This window comes from Rhodococcus cerastii (genome assembly GCF_033042195.1).
Lineage (GTDB): Bacteria > Actinomycetota > Actinomycetes > Mycobacteriales > Mycobacteriaceae > Rhodococcoides.
In genome coordinates this window covers 20761-36598 of the sequence record NZ_JAWLKF010000008.1, presented here as the reverse complement: position 1 = coordinate 36598, position 15838 = coordinate 20761, and the positions used below count along the sequence as shown (strand labels likewise).

Genomic DNA, 15838 nt, shown 5'->3' with positions numbered 1-15838 from the left:
CGAGCATGACAGATTTATGACCGATCGGTCAAGAACGATCGGTCAAGAAAACTTGAGCCACCGCGACCTCGTGAACGGCGAGCGTCGCGGCGGCGGTTCCGGAACTCCTGCTTCCACTGCAGCCGCGACGGCGTCGCTGAGCTCTACGCAGGTTCGGAAACGGTCCGATGGATCCTTCGCCAACGCCGTCGCGACCACCGCGTCGAGCCCCCGCGGCAACGACCGTCGACGACGGGTCACCGACGGCGGCTCGGCCGTGAGATGCGCGGCGGTGATGGCCAACGGTGTGGCCAGTGGATACGGAGTGCGGCCGGTCGCCAGTTCGACGAGCGTCGCCCCCAGGCCGTAGACGTCGGTCTGCGCGCTCAGCACTCCCCCGCGAAGCAGTTCCGGTGCCGCGTACGGGATGGATGCCAACACCGTCCCGCCTGCAGCGAGCGGAGTCGAATCACCCAATAGGCGCGCAATTCCCCAGTCCGACAACAACACCTGCTCGTATCCGTCGAATCGGTCGGTGGAGATGAGAATGTTGGCGGGCTTGACGTCTCGATGCACGACGCCCTGCGAGTGGGCGTAGTCGAGTCCCTTGGCCACCTCGGCTACGATGCGCGCCACCCGAGAGACGTCGAGGGCGATCTGTCCGCGGGCGACGAGCCGCGCAGCACTGTAGCCGTCCACGTAGTGCATGGACATCCACAGCTGGTGCTCGAACTCACCGTGCTCGTGCACCGACACGATGTTCGGGTGCACCAACTGTGCGGCGACGGCCGCTTCCATCCGAAACTTGTTGCGCAACCTCGGAGATCGCGACGCCTCCCGGTCCAGAATCTTGAGGGCCTCGTACCGATCGTGGCCCCGGCCGAGAACCAGATACACCTCGCTCATACCGCCGACCCCGAGGCGGCGCTGGACCCGGAATCCGGCGAACTCCGAACCCGGCTGCAATCGACCGGTCACCGAATCACCTGCTGCACAACATTTTTCACGCCGCGAAATACGAGGGGTGACACAATCGGACACGTCCGCAGCATCGGCAGAACTGTAGTCCGTTCGACTGTTCGAGGCGACTCGACAGAGTGCGCACCCACGCCCGTTTCCCAGTTCGGCCGCCCTCGCACGTTTCGCCACCTGGGCCGATGTCGTTTATGGTGATTACCGGTACTTGACCGAAACAAGAGAAAAAGAACGGCAAGCCGATAGTGGTCAGCCGATTACGGTGACTCGAGTTGTAAGGAAGTCAAGTTAAGTGAAAGCAATAAAAGAAGCCTGGGGTGGCCTGCTCAAGCCGGTTTTCATCCCCGCATCGATCATCATCTTCGTGATGATCGCCTTCTCCGTGGTCTATGCGAGCACGGCGGCGGATTCGTTCGAGACGCTCAACGAAGCCATCACCGCAGGCGTCGGCTGGTGGTACATCCTGGCCGCGACCGGCTTCGTGCTGTTCGCCCTGTACTGCGGCCTGAGCCGAGTGGGCAACATCCGCCTCGGCCGCGACGACGAGAAGCCCGAGTTCGGCGTCCTGTCCTGGTTCGCCATGCTGTTCAGCGCCGGCATGGGCATCGGCCTGGTGTTCTACGGCGTCGCCGAGCCGCTCTCGCACTACGTGACGCCACCCGAGGCGGGCGGCGTACCCGGTAGCACCGACCCCGCTGCTCGCCAGGCGATGGAGCTCACCCTCTTCCACTGGGGCCTGCACGCCTGGGCCATCTACGTCGTCGTCGGACTCGGCATGGCGTACATGACCTACCGCAAGGGTCGCCCGCTGACCGTCCGCTGGCTGCTCGAGCCGCTGCTCGGCCGCAAGCGCATCGAAGGTCCGATCGGCCACGCCATCGACACCGTCGCAATCGTGGGCACCCTGTTCGGTGTCGCGACCTCGCTCGGCTTCGGCGTTCAGCAGATCTCGGCCGGCCTCGACTACCTCGGTTGGGTGGAGACCACCAACCTGTTCGTGATCGTGCTCATCGCCGTGATCACCGGCATCGCCACCTTCTCGGTGGTCAGTGGAGTTTCCAAGGGACTCAAGTGGCTCTCGAACATCAACATGGGTCTGGCGGCTGCGCTCGCCCTGTTCGTGCTGCTCCTGGGACCGACACTGTTCCTGATGCAGTCCTGGGTGCAGAACCTCGGCGGCTACGTTCAGGCGCTGCCCGAGCTCGCCCTGCGCACCTCGCCGTTCTCCGACGACGGCTGGGCCGGCGGCTGGACCATCTTCTACTGGGGCTGGTGGATGAGCTGGGCACCGTTCGTCGGCATGTTCATCGCGCGTATCTCCCGTGGCCGCACCATCCGTGAATTCGTGTTCGGCGTGCTGCTGGCTCCGACCATCGTCGGGTCGCTGTGGTTCACCATCTTCGGTGACACCGGCATCCTGCGGCAGCGCAACGAGGGAGACCTGCTCGACGCCGAAGGGGCAGTGAACACCAACACCAGCCTGTTCCAGGTGCTCGACGGCCTCCCGATCGCCGCGATCACCAGTGTCATCGCCATCGCGGTCATCGTGTTCTTCTTCGTGACGTCCTCGGACTCGGGCTCGCTGGTGATCGACATTCTCTCGACGGGTGGCCAACTGGAAACCCCGAAGATCACCCGCGTCTACTGGGCCGTGCTGCAGGGCATCGCCGCAGCGGTGCTGCTGCTCGTCGGCGGGACCAGCTCTCTGACGGCGTTGCAGACGATGTCGATTGCGACGGCCGTGCCGTTCTCCGTGGTGTTGGCGCTGGCGTGTGTGTCGATGCTCAAGGCGTTCCGTTACGACGTCGCCACCACTCCGCGGTACGTGCGGGTGACCACCACCTCGGAGGTCACCGGGGACGACACGGACGCCCCCGCTCGGCCGACTCCACGCAAGAAGGCGACGTCGGGTATCTCGAGCACGTTCTCCGGCCTGACGCCGTCGCAGGAGGGGTTGACCTCGGCTGCTTCCGGCGGAACCGTCGTACTCGCAGTGCACGAGGTCTCCACCGAGCAGCTCGAAGTCCATCCAGAGACGGGAGCCGTCGAGTACTCGAGCGACAACGCTCCGGTCGACCCCCTGGGTGGAGAGGTCTTCGACACTCAGGAGTTCGCCGAATCGGCCGAGGGGCAGAACCAGAACAACCCCAGCTGAGCCGTTTCACCACTCTCTGACCCTCGCGAACCTTTCGCGGGGGTCAGAGGTTTTTCGAAGCCCAGTCGGTGAGAGCCTCCAGCGACGGCAGCAGCGCCTCTCCCGACGGCGTCAGGCTGTATTCCACCGAGATGGGTGGACCGTCCGTGACAGCCCGTGCCACCAGCCCTGCTCTGCCCAGCTCACCGAGGCGCTCGGACAGCACCGAGTCACTGATCCCGCCGACGGCGCGGCGGAGGTCCGAGAATCCCATCGGCCCGTTCATCAGAGTCGCCAGCAGCAGGCCGTTCCATCTCTTGCCGAGAAAGCCGAATGCTTTGGTCAGCGCTCCATCACAGGCACGAGGGTCGTGAGGCTGCTCGTTCGAGACCATGCCTCCACCCTACCGAGGTGCTAGAGTCCGCCTTGCTACTTCGCAATTACTAGTGGCCTCAGAAATGAAAGCAGGGCACATGTTCATCGCAACCCTCGTCGTCTCGGTTCTGCTCGCTGTCGCACTCACGTTCTCCGCGATCGGAAAACTGACGAAGAATCCCTCCGTCGTCCCGATGCTCGAGCAGGTCGGGGTTCCCGCCGACAAGATCCCGTGGCTCGCCTACCTCGAGATCCTCGGTGCCGTCGGCCTCCTGGTCGGCTTGGTTGTCTGGCCGATCGGCGTCGCTGCCGCCGTCGGCGTCATCCTCTACTTCGTCGGAGCCGTCGTCGCGCACCTGCGCGCCGGGGACAAAGACTTCGCACCCGCCGCCGGACTGGCCGTGTTCTCCGTCGTCGCGCTGGTTCTACGGGTGCTCAGCGCCTGACCAGTCGTAATCCATCCGGCCCGCGGTGGCGAGAGCATGATCGGCTCCCGACCACCGCGCGACCAGATGCAGCGCCAGATCCAGACCGGCACTGATACCAGCCGACGTCGCCAGGTCGCCGTGATCGATGTACCGAACACCCTCGTGAACGACGAGCGCGGGCCACCGTTCGCGCAGAAGTTCCAAGTCCTCCCAGTGCGTGGTGACCGGACGACCGTCGAGCAGTCCCGCAGCCGCGAGCACGAACGCACCGGTGCACACCGACGCGACCAACTCGGCGGTGGGCCGAAGACCCTGCAGCCACTGCAGAACGCTGCCGTTCGCCTCGACTGCGTCCACGACGCCGCCGGGTACCAAGACGAGGTCGTAGGGCCGTGGGTCGTCGATCGTGGTGTCGACGCCGATTCTCATTCCGCCCCGAGCAACAGCTGCCCTGTCGTCGATCCCGACGAGCGTCACCTCGAACGGCGCTGCGCTGCCTGCACGTTCGGCCACCCGGTTGGCCACCGAGAACACCTCGAACGGGCCGCACGCGTCGAGTACCTCGACATCGTCGAACAACAGAATGGCAATGCTTCTGGTCATTTTCTTCCTCAACTGCTCGTGGTGGAGACGATGACGGGCACCATGACCGCGGCCATCACTGCGGCATTGACGTCCGAGACGGCCTTGCGCACAGCCGCGCCGGCCCACTCCCCCTCGGCGATCTCCTTCGCGCGCCGCTTCAGCAGCTTCTTGTCCGCATCCTCGATCACCTTGTGTGTCAGATCCACCGCCGAAATCAACGAGATCAACGCAGCCGTGTGCGGCGACGGCGTCGTCCCGTCCACCAGTGCGCTGCGTAGCGCGTCTCGCAGCACCTTCTCACGCGAGGTGTCCTGGGCGGGCCACGTCGTCGTCGGGAACAACCCCAACACCTTGTCCTTCTTCTCCGTGACGAAACCCTGTGCGACGAGTCGCGCAGCCAGTTCCTTCGCCAGATTCTTCTGCGACTTCTCGATCACCTTCTGCGGCTTCATCGGCCGCGACGCCGACGCGACCAGATCGAACACTCGACGCAAAAACTCATCTTCCGGCCTCGAGCCTGCGACGACCACGTGATCCTTCTTGATCTGCTCGTCCGGGCCGGTGATGCGCAGCGACCCGATCATGGCGAGCTCGACGACCAGCGCACCTGCCAGTACCCGTGGCAACTTCGTGCTGTCGGCAAGCGGCTTGCCCGAGTCGTCGTCGAGCAACAGCAACAGCAGGTCCTCCGCGATCAAGGTCATGACGCGAGGCTACTCAGAATGTACGGGTAGTTGTATGCCAGCAGTTGTTCGAGAATCGCTATGTCCACATCGGCGAGCTTGTTCACGTACAGGCAACCCGCTCCTCGCTTGTGCTTTCCCAGCTGTTCGAGCAAGCTCTCCGACTCTGGGGCGTACGTGGCGCCGTACACCGACAGACTCGCCTTGCGTGGGGAGAACCCGACGACGAAATACTCTCCCCGGCGGCCACTGCCCGTCGTGTATCGATAGCTTCCGAAACCCACCATCGTCGGACCCCACATCACCGCCGGTTGCCCGGTGACGCGGCCCATGATCTCGGCGAGCGCGAACCCGTCCGCACGGCGAACCGGGTGCTCCACAGCCGCTAGGAAATCCTCGGCCGATACGTCGGCGGGTCGCGTCAGGTTCTCGTTCAATTGATCAGGGCCTGCCAGTTCGACGGCACCCGCTCGCGCGGACCGGGAACCGTCTGATCGAGTGGACGATGTTGCGGCGGAGCCAGTTCCGGCCCGTCGTACATCTGCTCGTCCTCGTAGTTGTAGAACCATTCCTCGCCGGGCTCGTAGCTGCGCACGAACTGGTGCCGGGTGGACTCTGCATGTTTGCTGGCATGCTGCGACGGCGAGGAATCGCAACATCCGATGTGCCCGCACTGCGCGCACCGCCGCAGATGTACCCACCACCCCTGCGTCTGCGTGCACTCCACACAACCCGGTCCCGACGGCGGAATCTTCGGGTCGATGCCTTCGATGGTCATGGTTCCTCCTCGATTGCAGGGTCGACGGGCAACCGCACGACGAATCGTGTGTCACCGGGTTCGGACACCAACCGCAGCTCACCCTGATGCTTGTTCACCACGATGCGCCACGAGATGTCCAGGCCGAGCCCCGTGCCCTCGCCGACCGGCTTGGTGGTGAAGAAGGGCTCGAAAATGCGCGACCGAATCTCTTGCGGCACACCGGGTCCGGTGTCGCAGATCTCGATCTGGACCTGATCCTCGTCCAACGACGTCCGCACCGTCAGCACCCCCTTCTCCTCGGGGGTAGCCGCCATCGCCTGCACGGCATTGTCGATCAGATTGGTCCACACCTGGTTGAGTTCGGCTGCGTAGGCCGGGATCGGCGGCACCGTGGGGTCGTAGTCCTTGACCACCGTGATGTCGTCACCGATCTTGCGGCCCAACATGATCAGGGTGCTGTCCAGCAGTTCGCGCATATCCACCGTTCGATACGGCGCACGATCCATCTGCGAATACTGCTTCGCGGCACCGACGAGCGTGGAGATGCGCGTGGTCGAATCGGAGATCTCGTTCATCAGCAACTCGGTTTCGACGGTGTAGTTGAGCCACCGAATTGCGCCCTCGAGCAACGCTGGATCGTCGACTGTCGCGGAAACCCGATCGAGCCACGGCACGTCGAGACCGGCCGAGACGAACGTCGGAGCCAGATCCCAGCCGTCACCGATGCCCTTGTCCTCGAACCACTCTCCCAGTTCGTCCTCGCGGTCCGACGCCTCCATCGCGGTCAGCTTCGGAGCCTTGGCGACCAGTTCCACGGCCTCGTTCTGCAGTCCGACCAGATGCGCCAAGCTGCCGCGATCGAGAGTGCCGCCGGCGATCATCGCCAACTTCTGCCGCATGTGCGCCACCCGATTTCGCAACGCCGACGTCGCCCGCACTGCAGCCGCCGCCGGATTGTTCAGTTCGTGCGTCAGCCCGGCCGACAGAGAACCCAACGCCAACAGGCGTTCTCGTTGTTCCACTATCTGCTTGGTGTTCTGATTGCCGAAGAACAATCCCTCGAGCAGATGCAACGCCATCGGGAACCACTCCCGCACGATGGACGCGAAGCACTCGGCGTCGAGCACGAAGAACCGGGAGGGCTCGGTCACCCGCATCGAACCCTGGTACGTCTGCGGCACCCGATCGCCCAGGTACGCCTGCCACGCACCCGCATACACCCCGCGTTGCGAGGTGCGATTGACCACCAGGTCCTCGCCACCGGAAAGCTTCGAGAGGACGACGGCCCCCTCCATCAGAACGTAGAAGCACGTCGCCGGATCACCTTCCGCATACACCGGTCCCGGCTCGATCGTTTCGATGCGCCCGTCTCGGCACAGCTCCGCCAGCTGCGCGTCGGTGAGCTGCTCGAACAGGAACAGCGTCCGTAACTCTTCCGGATCACAAGCGGGCGTGTTCTGCGTCTGCTCGGTCATGGGTTCGCCAGATATCTGTGCACCAACATCACGGCCATCGCTCCCTCTCCCACCGCCGACGCGACGCGTTTGGCCGAGTCGGATCGCACGTCACCGGCAGCGAACACACCCGGCACACTCGTTTCGAGGTGGTGTGGGAGACGGGCGGGCGTCCACCCGGCAGGCCCGCGTCCATCGACGACGAGATCCGGCCCGGTGACCACGAATCCGTGGTCGTCCCGCACGAGAACCCCGTCGAGCCACTCGGTGCGCGGCGCCGCACCGATGAACAGGAACAGGTACTGCGCGTCGACCGTCGTCGTCTCCTCGGTCGCTCGATTGTGCAGCGTGATCGACTCGAGGTGACCGTCTCCCGCTACCCCGACGACCTCGGTGCATGGCCGCACGCTGATCTTCGGGTTCTCTTCGATCTGCTTGATCAGGTAGTACGACATCGACGCTTCGAGCGAGGTGGCCCGGATCAGAATGGTGACCGACTTGGCCCCGCGCGAGAGATACACCGCTGCCTGACCGGCCGAGTTCGCCCCTCCCACGATGTAGACGTCTTGCTCGGCGCAGCGCGCGGCCTCCGTCATCGCCGATCCGTAGAACACGCCGCGTCCGGTGAAGTCGTCGATTCCGGGTGCGTCCAAACGCCTGTAGGCGACACCGGTGGACAGGATGATCGTCTGCGCGCTGATGCTACGGCCGTCGGCGAATCGCACTGTTCGCGCAGCACCGTTTGCTTCGAGGCCGACGACGTCCTGAGTGGTGACCACCTCGGCACCGAACTTCAGTGCCTGACGACGAGCCCGCTCGGCGAGCTGGGCTCCCGAGACCCCGTCGGGAAAACCCAGGTAGTTCTCGATCCGTGAACTCTGTCCGGCCTGACCGCCCGTCGCGGTCCGCTCGATCAGGGTGGTCCGCAGGCCTTCGGACGCGCCGTACAGCGCGGCTCCGAGTCCGGCCGGACCGCCGCCGATGACGACCAGATCGTAGAACTCCTCCGACGGCGAGACGGTCAGACCGAGCCGATCACCGAGTTCGGCATCGGACGGCTCGATCAACGCGGCGCCCTCGGTGGTGATGACCACCGGCAGCCGTCCGTCGTCCACGCCCGCCGCGGCCAACAGCCGCGCGCCCTCGGCCTCGTCGGACATGTACCAGCGATACGGCAGCTGGTTGCGAGCGAGGAACTCGCGGATCTCCGACGAGCGCGCCGACCAGCGGTGGCCGACGATCTTGGTGTCCTCGACGGCTCGGTGGTCGTACGCACACCAGGCCTCGAGCTGGGCGTCGAGCACAGGGTAGAGCTTTTCCTCGGGCGGATCCCACGGCTTGAGCAGGTAGTAGTCGAGATCGACGACGTTGATCGCGTCGATCGCGGCGTCGGTGTCCGCGTATGCGGTGAGAAGAATGCGACGGGCCGCCGGAAAGATGTCCATGGCCTGCTCGAGAAATTCCATGCCGCTCATCTGCGGCATGCGGTAGTCGGCCAACAGAATGGCGACGGGGGTACCGCGCAACGCGAGTTCTTTCAACGCGTCGAGAGCGCCTGCACCGGACTCCGCCCGCACGATGCGGTACTGCTCCCCGTAGCGCCGACGTAGGTCGCGGGCGACCGACCTCGACACTCCTGGGTCGTCGTCGACGCTGAGAATGACCGGTTTCATGACCCTCCAGAACTGGTGCTCATCAACGACATGAGCATGCCACCGCGTCACCCCGAATGGGAGGCAAGCAGGCCTGGAAAGAGCGGGGTCAGATTCGGCCGCGTCGAATCAGGTCGAGTTCCTGCGGGGTGAGGAGCCGCTCGAGCTTCTCGGCGGGCCACGTACGTGGGCTCCCACTCATCCTGGCGGTTTTCAACAGGGGGAGATCACTGCTGGTACGACGCATTATCGACTGTAATTTCACGGTGGATCACTCCGAACAATTTCTTCGTTGGTCCCGACACTCCGCTTGCTACATCGATCAGTGTCCGCCCGGTGTTAACGCCTCGGTGGGATCTCGTGCGGCGTTTCGCAGCTCGAGACAGTTTCCTGCGCCTACGGTCGGGGTAAACGGCTGCCCAAATCAACTGATCGGGGAACGTTCGTGAACACGTCGGGAAATTCTGTGGCCAGTTCCGTGCAGAACAACGGAGCATTCGAGAAAGCAGCGCGCGCCGGTCACTTCGTCAGCGGAGTGCTGCACATTCTGATCGGATACATCGCCGTCCGGTTGGCGTTCGGCCAGGCCGGCAACGCAGACCAGTCCGGCGCACTCGCCGAACTGGCCGAGAAGCCCGGCGGAAAGATCGCGCTCTGGGTGGCGGTGGTGGCTTTCGTGGCGCTGGCGCTGTGGCGCATCGTCGAAGCGATCGTCGGCAAGAAATCCGACGCCGGCGCCGGGAGTGCCATGGACCGTCTCAAAGCAGGCGCGCTGGCCGTCGTCTATATCGCGTTCGCCTTCTCGACCTACGGCTTCGCCACCGGCTCGGGCAAGTCCAGCGGACAACAGAACGCGGGCTGGTCGGCCCGACTGATGGAATCCGGCGGCGGCAAGCTCGTGCTCATCGCCGTCGCGCTGGTCGTCATCGGAGTCGGCGGATACCACGTCTACAAGGGCGTCTCGAAGAACTTCCTCGACGATCTCGAAGGACACCAGAGCGGGGCCGTCGTCAAACTCGGCATCGCCGGATACGCAGCCAAAGGCGCTGCCCTCGTCGGAGCCGGACTCCTCGTCGTGGTGGCAGTTCTGCAGTCCGATCCGTCCAAGGCCACCGGCATCGACGGTGCTCTCAAGACTCTCGGCTCGCAGCCGTACGGTCAGGTCCTGTTGATCCTCGCCGGCGTGGGCATCGCGCTCTACGGGCTCTACGCCTTCGTATTGGCTCGCTTCGCTCGCATGTGAGCGAAACTTCGTAGCCTGCTACGAGTTTCCGTTCACCTGTGGAAGGTTGCTCGATCACCGTGGATCGAACAACTCGTCGACGCTGACCTCGAACAGCCGGGCCAGGCGGAACGCGAGAGAGAGCCGCGGGTCGAAGTGGCCCTTCTCGATCGAGATGATCGTCTGCCTGCTGACGCCGACCGCGTCGGCGCACTGCTGTTGTGACAAACCGGCAGCAGTGCGCAGCCGGTGCACGTGATTCGAAGTCACCGCTGCGTACGCGAGACGACCAGGTACCGCACGGCCACGTCGGCCATGGCCAACACCAGAAACGCGACTACCGGAACCAACTCCGTGTCGAGTATCGCCGAGGCAGCCGACGCGAGGCCGAGTGCGATCATCAGGTCGAAGAAGGCACCGGACGACGCGTGCTGCAACCACTGGAACTCGACGGAATCCTCCGGATTCTCCGGCATCTTCGGTGATCGTTGCGGAACCAATGTCCACATCGCGCCGACGAGGGCAGGGGCCACCGCCGCGGCGAACACCAGACCTACCTGCCACCCGCCTTCTTCTCGCACCGATGCGGCGACGATCCCGACACCGGCGGCGAGGGCAGTTCCGAGAACGGTTGCGGACACTCGTGACAGTCCGACCCTCATGACAACCTCCCGTGCGTGTACGAGTTCTTTGACATATCTCACCCCCATTCGATTCCGATGTCAAACTTCTCTTACATTCCCGGTCGCCCCGTTTCGCTATGAGCTCGGACACACATATGCTGTGACCGATTTGTCGTAACGTTCAGTCACACATACCTGGAGGCCCACGTTGAGCAAGACTCTCGAAGCCACGATCGACATCGCCGCGAGCCCCGAGACCGTCTGGTCGATCGTGTCCGATCTGCAGCGCATGGGCGAGTGGAGCCCGCAGTGCAAGAAGATGAAGGTCTTCGGCGGACCGGTCGGCAAGGGCACCAAGACGCTCAACGTCAACCGCAAGGGGATGCTCGTCTGGCCGACCACCGCCAAGGTCGTCACCTTCGAACCCAACCGCGAACTCGCGTTCCGCGTCGTGGAGAACAAGACGATCTGGTCCTACACGCTCACTCCCACCGCGACCGGAACAACCGTCGTCGAGAAGCGGGAGGCACCGACGGGCACCACGGCAGTGTCGTCACTGCTGGTCAAGCGCATCCTCGGGGGCATCGACGAGTTCGACGTCGAACTCGTCGAGGGCATGAACAAGACCCTGCGTCGAATCAAGGCCGAGAGCGAGAAGTCCAGCCAGAAATAACTTTTCTCAGGAATGTTTCAGGTTTGTTTCCCGCGGGCATCCGTCGTTTCGACAAGCAACAAACACGAACGGAAAGTGGGGGCACCCTATGTTGGGACTCGGATTTGTAGGCTGGATCATCATTGGCGGACTCGCCGGCTGGATCGGTAGCAAGATCATGAAGACGGATGCTCAGATGGGCATCATCCTGAACATCGTCGTCGGCATCGTCGGCGGCCTCCTGGGCGGCTTCCTGCTCAGCACGTTCCTCGACGTCGAGGGCGGCGGAATCATCTTCAGCTTCATCACCTGCCTGCTCGGCGCGTGCATCCTGCTGTTCCTGGTCAAGCTCGTGACGGGCCGCAGCCGCGTCTGATCTCACTCGCACCTCTCGACTGCCGGGGCCCTCACGTACGCTGTGATGGCTCCGGCAGTCGCGTGTTGACGCACGATTCGCTCGCAGCACCACGACCTACCGACACCTGTCCGACAAAAGTTAGAGGAGACCGTGGCACGCCGTCCCGCCCCGATTGGTCAACCGCCCCGCACCGGAGCGGCTCACATCGTCGACTTGGTCCGTGAAACGATTCCACCGCTACACCCCGCAGGGCTGCCGTTCGTCGGCGGTCCGCTGGCCGTCGCCGTTCTCGGTCGACGCTCCAAGTGGGTCCGCAACGCCGGCCTCGTTGCCGCCGGAGCCTGCGCCACCTTCTTCCGCCACCCGTCGCGAGTGCCGCCGAATCGCCCCGGCGTCGTCGTCGCTCCCGCCGACGGCCTGGTCACACTCGTCGACACTGCCGTTCCTCCGGCCGAGCTCGCTCTCGGCTCCGAGCCGGTCCCGCGCGTCAGCATCTTCCTCTCCGTCCTCGACGTCCACGTACAGCGTGTTCCCGTCGCCGGAAAAGTCGTGGAAGTGGTGCACCGTCGCGGTCAGTTCAAATCCGCCGACCTCGCCGAGGCCAGCGAGGTCAACGAGCGCAACAGCATGCACATCAGAACCGCTTCCGGTCAGGATGTCGCCGTCGTGCAGATCGCCGGCCTCATTGCGCGACGCATCATCAACAACGCCGAGGTCGGCGACACCTTGTCGATCGGCGACACCTACGGACTGATCCGATTCGGTTCCCGCGTGGACACCTACTTCCCGGCGGGCACCACCCTGCTGGTCGAACGCGGCCAGCGGGCCGTCGGTGCCGAAACAGTGCTCGCCGAGCTCTCGCAGTAGAAACCGACATGATCACCAGACGCGCCAAGCCACCTGCTGCCATTCGTCTGCTCCCGTCCGTCGTCACGATTCTCGCGCTGTGCTCCGGCCTGTCCGCGGTCAAGTTCGCCCTCGACGGCCAACTCGGCACCGCGCTCGCCATGATCGGTGCCGCTGCGATCCTCGACGCGTTGGACGGTCGCATCGCCCGACTGCTCGACGCCACCAGCAAGATCGGCGCCGAACTGGATTCGCTGTCCGACGCCATCTCGTTCGGTGTCGCCCCGGCGCTGGTGCTGTACGTGACACTGCTCGAGGGCAGCAGCGGAGGCTGGATCGTGGCGCTGGTCTACGCGGTGAGCATCGTGCTCCGCCTCGCGCGCTTCAACACTCTGCTCGACGAGGACGACACTCCTGCCTACGCGCGCGAGTACTTCACCGGAGTTCCCGCCCCCGCGGGAGCGCTCATCGCCATGGCTCCGATCGCGGGCTTCGAGCAGTTCGGCGACGGTTGGTGGGCGTCGTTCTACGTCGTCGCCGGCTGGGCGATCATCACCGCTGGTCTGATCGTCAGCCGCATCCCCACGTTGGCGCTCAAAACCGTCTCGGTACCTCCGCGGCTGGCCGCGGGGCTGTTGGTTCTGGTCGCTCTGCTCGCCGCAGCGCTTATCACCTTCCCGCTGATTCTGCTGATGGGGTTGGTGCTGGCCTACCTGGTGCACATTCCGTTCGCGGTGCGCTCGCAGCGCTGGACGGCCGCGCGCCCGTACACCTGGGATGCCAAGCCGGCCGAACGTCGGGCCGAGCGTCGGGCCATCCGCCGAGCGCCGGGCAACGCGCGCCGGTCGCAGGCACGTCTGGGACTGCGTCGGCCTCGTAGCTGATCCACCCGCAGCCGAACCATTAGTGTGGCTGTGGTGACCGAATCTCGCTCGACGACGCCTGAGCTCGTTCTCACCGCCCGCCTCAACACGTCCGCGGCAGATGCCCGACGCGGCGTCGTGCGACTACACCCGGAGGTGCTCGCCGCACTGGGCCTTCGGGAGTGGGATGCGGTGTCGCTCATCGGTTCTCGCCGCACGGCCGCCGTCGTTGCCGCGGCACCCGAGGGATCACCGCAGGGCACCGCGCTCCTGGACGACGTCACGCTCTCCAATACCGGGCTGCGCGAAAACGCCTCTGTCGCAGTCGGACCCGCCACCGTCTACGGAGCCAGGACCGTCACGGTGACAGGTTCCGCACTCGCCACCGGTTCCATCTCCGACGCCACCCTGCGGCAAGCGTTGCTCGGCAAGGTGCTGACGGTGGGCGACACGGTCTCACTCCTCCCCCGCGATCTGGGTCCCGGCACCTCCACTTCGTCGGCGACGCAGGCGCTGTCGAGGACGTTCGGGGTGGCGTGGACCACGGAGCTGTTGACGGTCTCGGCCGTCGACCCGTCAGGTGGCCCGGTCAGTGTGCAGCCCAATTCGGCGGTCGGATGGGGCTCGGGCACCGTCGGTTCGGCGCAGACACCGGCAGCGTCGATTCCCGCGCCGAAGACCGCGGCCCCGCGAGTCGGCGTGGCAGATCTGGTGGGAGTGAGCGTTCAGCAGTCGAAACTCACCGAATGGCTGCGGCTGGCGCTGGACGAGTCCGAATTGCTGGCGACACTCGGCGCGTCACCGCACCTGGGGGTGCTGATCACCGGACCCGGCGGGGTGGGCAAGGCCACGTTGGCGCGTGCGGTCGTCGGCGATCGCGCCTGTGTCGTGCTGGACGGGCCGTCGATCGGCGCGCTCGAGGCGTCGGCTCGCGTGGAGCGGGTCACCGCGGCCGTGGACGAACTGTCGGGATCCGGGGTGCTGCTCATCACCGACGTCGACGCATTGCTGCCCTCCGATCCCGAACCGGCGTCCACGTTCGTCCTCGACGTTCTGCGCCGGGCCGTCGACACTCCCGGTCTGGCTCTGATCGCGACGACGGCCCACCCGGAGGGCACCGATCCACGACTGCGCGGTCAGGACCTGTGCGATCGAGAACTCACCCTCACCCTGCCCGACGCGGCAGGCCGCAAGGGATTGCTGGAGCATCTGCTGCGAAAGGTACCGCAGGGCGATGTGGATCTCGGCGAGATAGCCTCACGAACACCGGGTTTCGTGGTCGCCGATCTGGCTGCACTGACCCGGGAGGCGGCGCTGCGAGCGGCGGCTCGCGCGTCGAACGATTCCGCCGCGGCCTCGTTGACCCAGGACGATCTGGTGGGCGCACTCCAGGTGATCCGCCCACTGTCACGATCGGGCAGCGAGGAGCTGGCCATCGGCAGCCTCACCCTCGACGACGTCGGCGACATGGTCGAGACCAAACAGGCACTCACCGAGGCAGTACTGTGGCCGCTGCGGCATCCGGACTCGTTCGCGCGCTTGGGAATCGAGCCGCCGCGGGGAGTCCTGCTCTACGGCCCGCCCGGCTGCGGCAAGACGTTCCTCGTGCGGGCGCTCGCCAGCTCCGGGCAGCTCAGCGTGCACTCGGTCAAGGGCGCGGAGTTGATGGACAAGTGGGTCGGATCCTCGGAAAAGGCTGTCCGAGAACTCTTTCAGCGCGCCCGCGATTCCGCTCCCTCGCTGATCTTCCTGGACGAGGTGGACGCCCTGGTGCCCCGGCGCGGCCAGAGTTCGGATTCCGGCGTCGGCGATCGGGTCGTCGCGGCGCTGCTGACCGAACTCGACGGCGTCGAACCGTTGCGCGATGTCGTCGTACTCGGCGCAACCAACCGGCCCGATCTGATCGATCCCGCGCTCCTTCGGCCGGGCCGACTCGAGCGCTTGGTCTTCGTGCCGCCGCCGGATTCCGATGCCCGCGTGGCCATCCTGAAGGCGTCGGGCAAGTCCATTCCGCTCGCCTCGGACGTCGATCTCGAGTCGCTGGCGCGCGACCTCGACGGTTACTCCGCGGCCGACTGCGCGGCTCTGTTGCGCGAGGCCGCGTTGACGGCGATGCGTCGGTCGATGGATGCAGCCGACGTCACCGCCGCCGATGTCGCCGCTGCTCGGGCGACGGTGAAACCGTCACTCGATCCCGAGCAGGTGGCGCATCTGGAGGCCTACGGGTCGTGAGCGCAAATTCGTAGCAG

The 15838-nt window shown here is 65.1% G+C and carries 18 protein-coding genes; 8 read left to right on the top strand and 10 right to left on the bottom strand.

Annotated elements, in window-relative coordinates:
* Positions 1-42: 42 nt before the first annotated feature.
* Positions 43-957, bottom strand: coding sequence for a serine/threonine-protein kinase (locus R3P93_RS15290; RefSeq protein WP_149406584.1), 915 nt, complete (start codon positions 955-957; stop codon positions 43-45).
* A gap of 289 nt (positions 958-1246) precedes the next feature.
* Between R3P93_RS15290 and R3P93_RS15285 the strand changes: the two genes are divergently transcribed.
* Positions 1247-3109, top strand: a complete 1863-nt coding sequence (locus R3P93_RS15285) for a BCCT family transporter (protein WP_188078697.1) — start codon at positions 1247-1249, stop codon at positions 3107-3109.
* 43 nt (positions 3110-3152) lie between these two features.
* Here R3P93_RS15285 and R3P93_RS15280 read toward each other — a convergent pair whose 3' ends face one another.
* Positions 3153-3482: a winged helix-turn-helix transcriptional regulator gene (locus R3P93_RS15280; protein WP_149406583.1), complete on the bottom strand. Its 330-nt coding sequence runs from the start codon at positions 3480-3482 to the stop codon at positions 3153-3155.
* A 79-nt stretch (positions 3483-3561) separates the two neighbouring features.
* Here R3P93_RS15280 and R3P93_RS15275 point away from each other — a divergent pair, with 79 nt between their 5' ends.
* Positions 3562-3909, top strand: a complete 348-nt coding sequence (locus tag R3P93_RS15275) for a DoxX family protein (RefSeq protein WP_094641008.1) — start codon at positions 3562-3564, stop codon at positions 3907-3909.
* Here R3P93_RS15275 and R3P93_RS15270 read toward each other — a convergent pair.
* From R3P93_RS15270 to R3P93_RS15245, 6 genes are read right to left on the bottom strand one after another with little or no spacing between them, the layout of a single operon-like run.
* The gene (locus R3P93_RS15270) at positions 3889-4494 is read right to left on the bottom strand and encodes a DJ-1/PfpI family protein (protein ID WP_149406582.1); all 606 of its coding nucleotides are present in this window, start codon (positions 4492-4494) and stop codon (positions 3889-3891) included. The genes R3P93_RS15275 and R3P93_RS15270 overlap by 21 nt on opposite strands.
* Before the next feature lie 8 nt (positions 4495-4502).
* A complete protein-coding gene (locus R3P93_RS15265) occupies positions 4503-5180 on the bottom strand; it encodes a GOLPH3/VPS74 family protein (RefSeq protein ID WP_317533374.1) in 678 nt (225 codons plus the stop codon).
* Positions 5177-5596, bottom strand: coding sequence for a DUF1801 domain-containing protein (locus R3P93_RS15260; protein WP_149406580.1), 420 nt, complete (start codon positions 5594-5596; stop codon positions 5177-5179). Before R3P93_RS15260 ends, R3P93_RS15265 begins: the two co-directional genes overlap by 4 nt.
* A complete protein-coding gene (locus R3P93_RS15255; protein ID WP_094641005.1) occupies positions 5593-5937 on the bottom strand; it encodes a UBP-type zinc finger domain-containing protein in 345 nt (114 codons plus the stop codon). Before R3P93_RS15255 ends, R3P93_RS15260 begins: the two co-directional genes overlap by 4 nt.
* Entirely contained in the window at positions 5934-7394 is a 1461-nt protein-coding gene (locus R3P93_RS15250) for an ATP-binding protein (RefSeq protein WP_149406579.1), read from the bottom strand. Before R3P93_RS15250 ends, R3P93_RS15255 begins: the two co-directional genes overlap by 4 nt.
* Complete coding sequence (locus tag R3P93_RS15245) at positions 7391-9046, bottom strand: FAD-dependent oxidoreductase (RefSeq protein WP_149406578.1); 1656 nt, start codon at positions 9044-9046, stop codon at positions 7391-7393. Before R3P93_RS15245 ends, R3P93_RS15250 begins: the two co-directional genes overlap by 4 nt.
* Positions 9047-9470: 424 nt before the next feature.
* On the opposite strand from R3P93_RS15245, the gene R3P93_RS15240 reads away from it, so the two are divergent.
* Positions 9471-10268, top strand: coding sequence for a DUF1206 domain-containing protein (locus R3P93_RS15240; protein WP_149406577.1), 798 nt, complete (start codon positions 9471-9473; stop codon positions 10266-10268).
* 54 nt (positions 10269-10322) lie between these two features.
* Here the strand turns inward: R3P93_RS15240 and R3P93_RS15235 are convergent, their stop codons facing one another.
* Entirely contained in the window at positions 10323-10517 is a 195-nt protein-coding gene (locus tag R3P93_RS15235; protein WP_068048135.1) for a helix-turn-helix transcriptional regulator, read from the bottom strand.
* Positions 10514-10909 carry a hypothetical protein gene (locus tag R3P93_RS15230; protein WP_141215320.1) on the bottom strand — a complete coding sequence of 132 codons (396 nt, stop codon included), beginning with the start codon at positions 10907-10909 and terminating at the stop codon, positions 10514-10516. Before R3P93_RS15230 ends, R3P93_RS15235 begins: the two co-directional genes overlap by 4 nt.
* Before the next feature lie 169 nt (positions 10910-11078).
* Here R3P93_RS15230 and R3P93_RS15225 point away from each other — a divergent pair, with 169 nt between their 5' ends.
* From R3P93_RS15225 to R3P93_RS15205, 5 genes are all read left to right on the top strand, one after another.
* Positions 11079-11543, top strand: coding sequence for an SRPBCC family protein (locus R3P93_RS15225; protein WP_068048129.1), 465 nt, complete (start codon positions 11079-11081; stop codon positions 11541-11543).
* An 88-nt stretch (positions 11544-11631) separates the two neighbouring features.
* Positions 11632-11898: a GlsB/YeaQ/YmgE family stress response membrane protein gene (locus R3P93_RS15220; protein ID WP_068048126.1), complete on the top strand. Its 267-nt coding sequence runs from the start codon at positions 11632-11634 to the stop codon at positions 11896-11898.
* 132 nt (positions 11899-12030) lie between these two features.
* Positions 12031-12747, top strand: coding sequence for a phosphatidylserine decarboxylase (locus R3P93_RS15215; protein ID WP_149406576.1), 717 nt, complete (start codon positions 12031-12033; stop codon positions 12745-12747).
* Positions 12748-12755: 8 nt separating this feature from the next.
* The gene (pssA, locus tag R3P93_RS15210) at positions 12756-13610 is read left to right on the top strand and encodes a CDP-diacylglycerol--serine O-phosphatidyltransferase (protein WP_149406575.1); all 855 of its coding nucleotides are present in this window, start codon (positions 12756-12758) and stop codon (positions 13608-13610) included.
* Between the two features lie 33 nt (positions 13611-13643).
* Complete coding sequence (locus R3P93_RS15205) at positions 13644-15821, top strand: AAA family ATPase (RefSeq protein WP_149406574.1); 2178 nt, start codon at positions 13644-13646, stop codon at positions 15819-15821.
* Positions 15822-15838 lie beyond the last annotated feature (17 nt).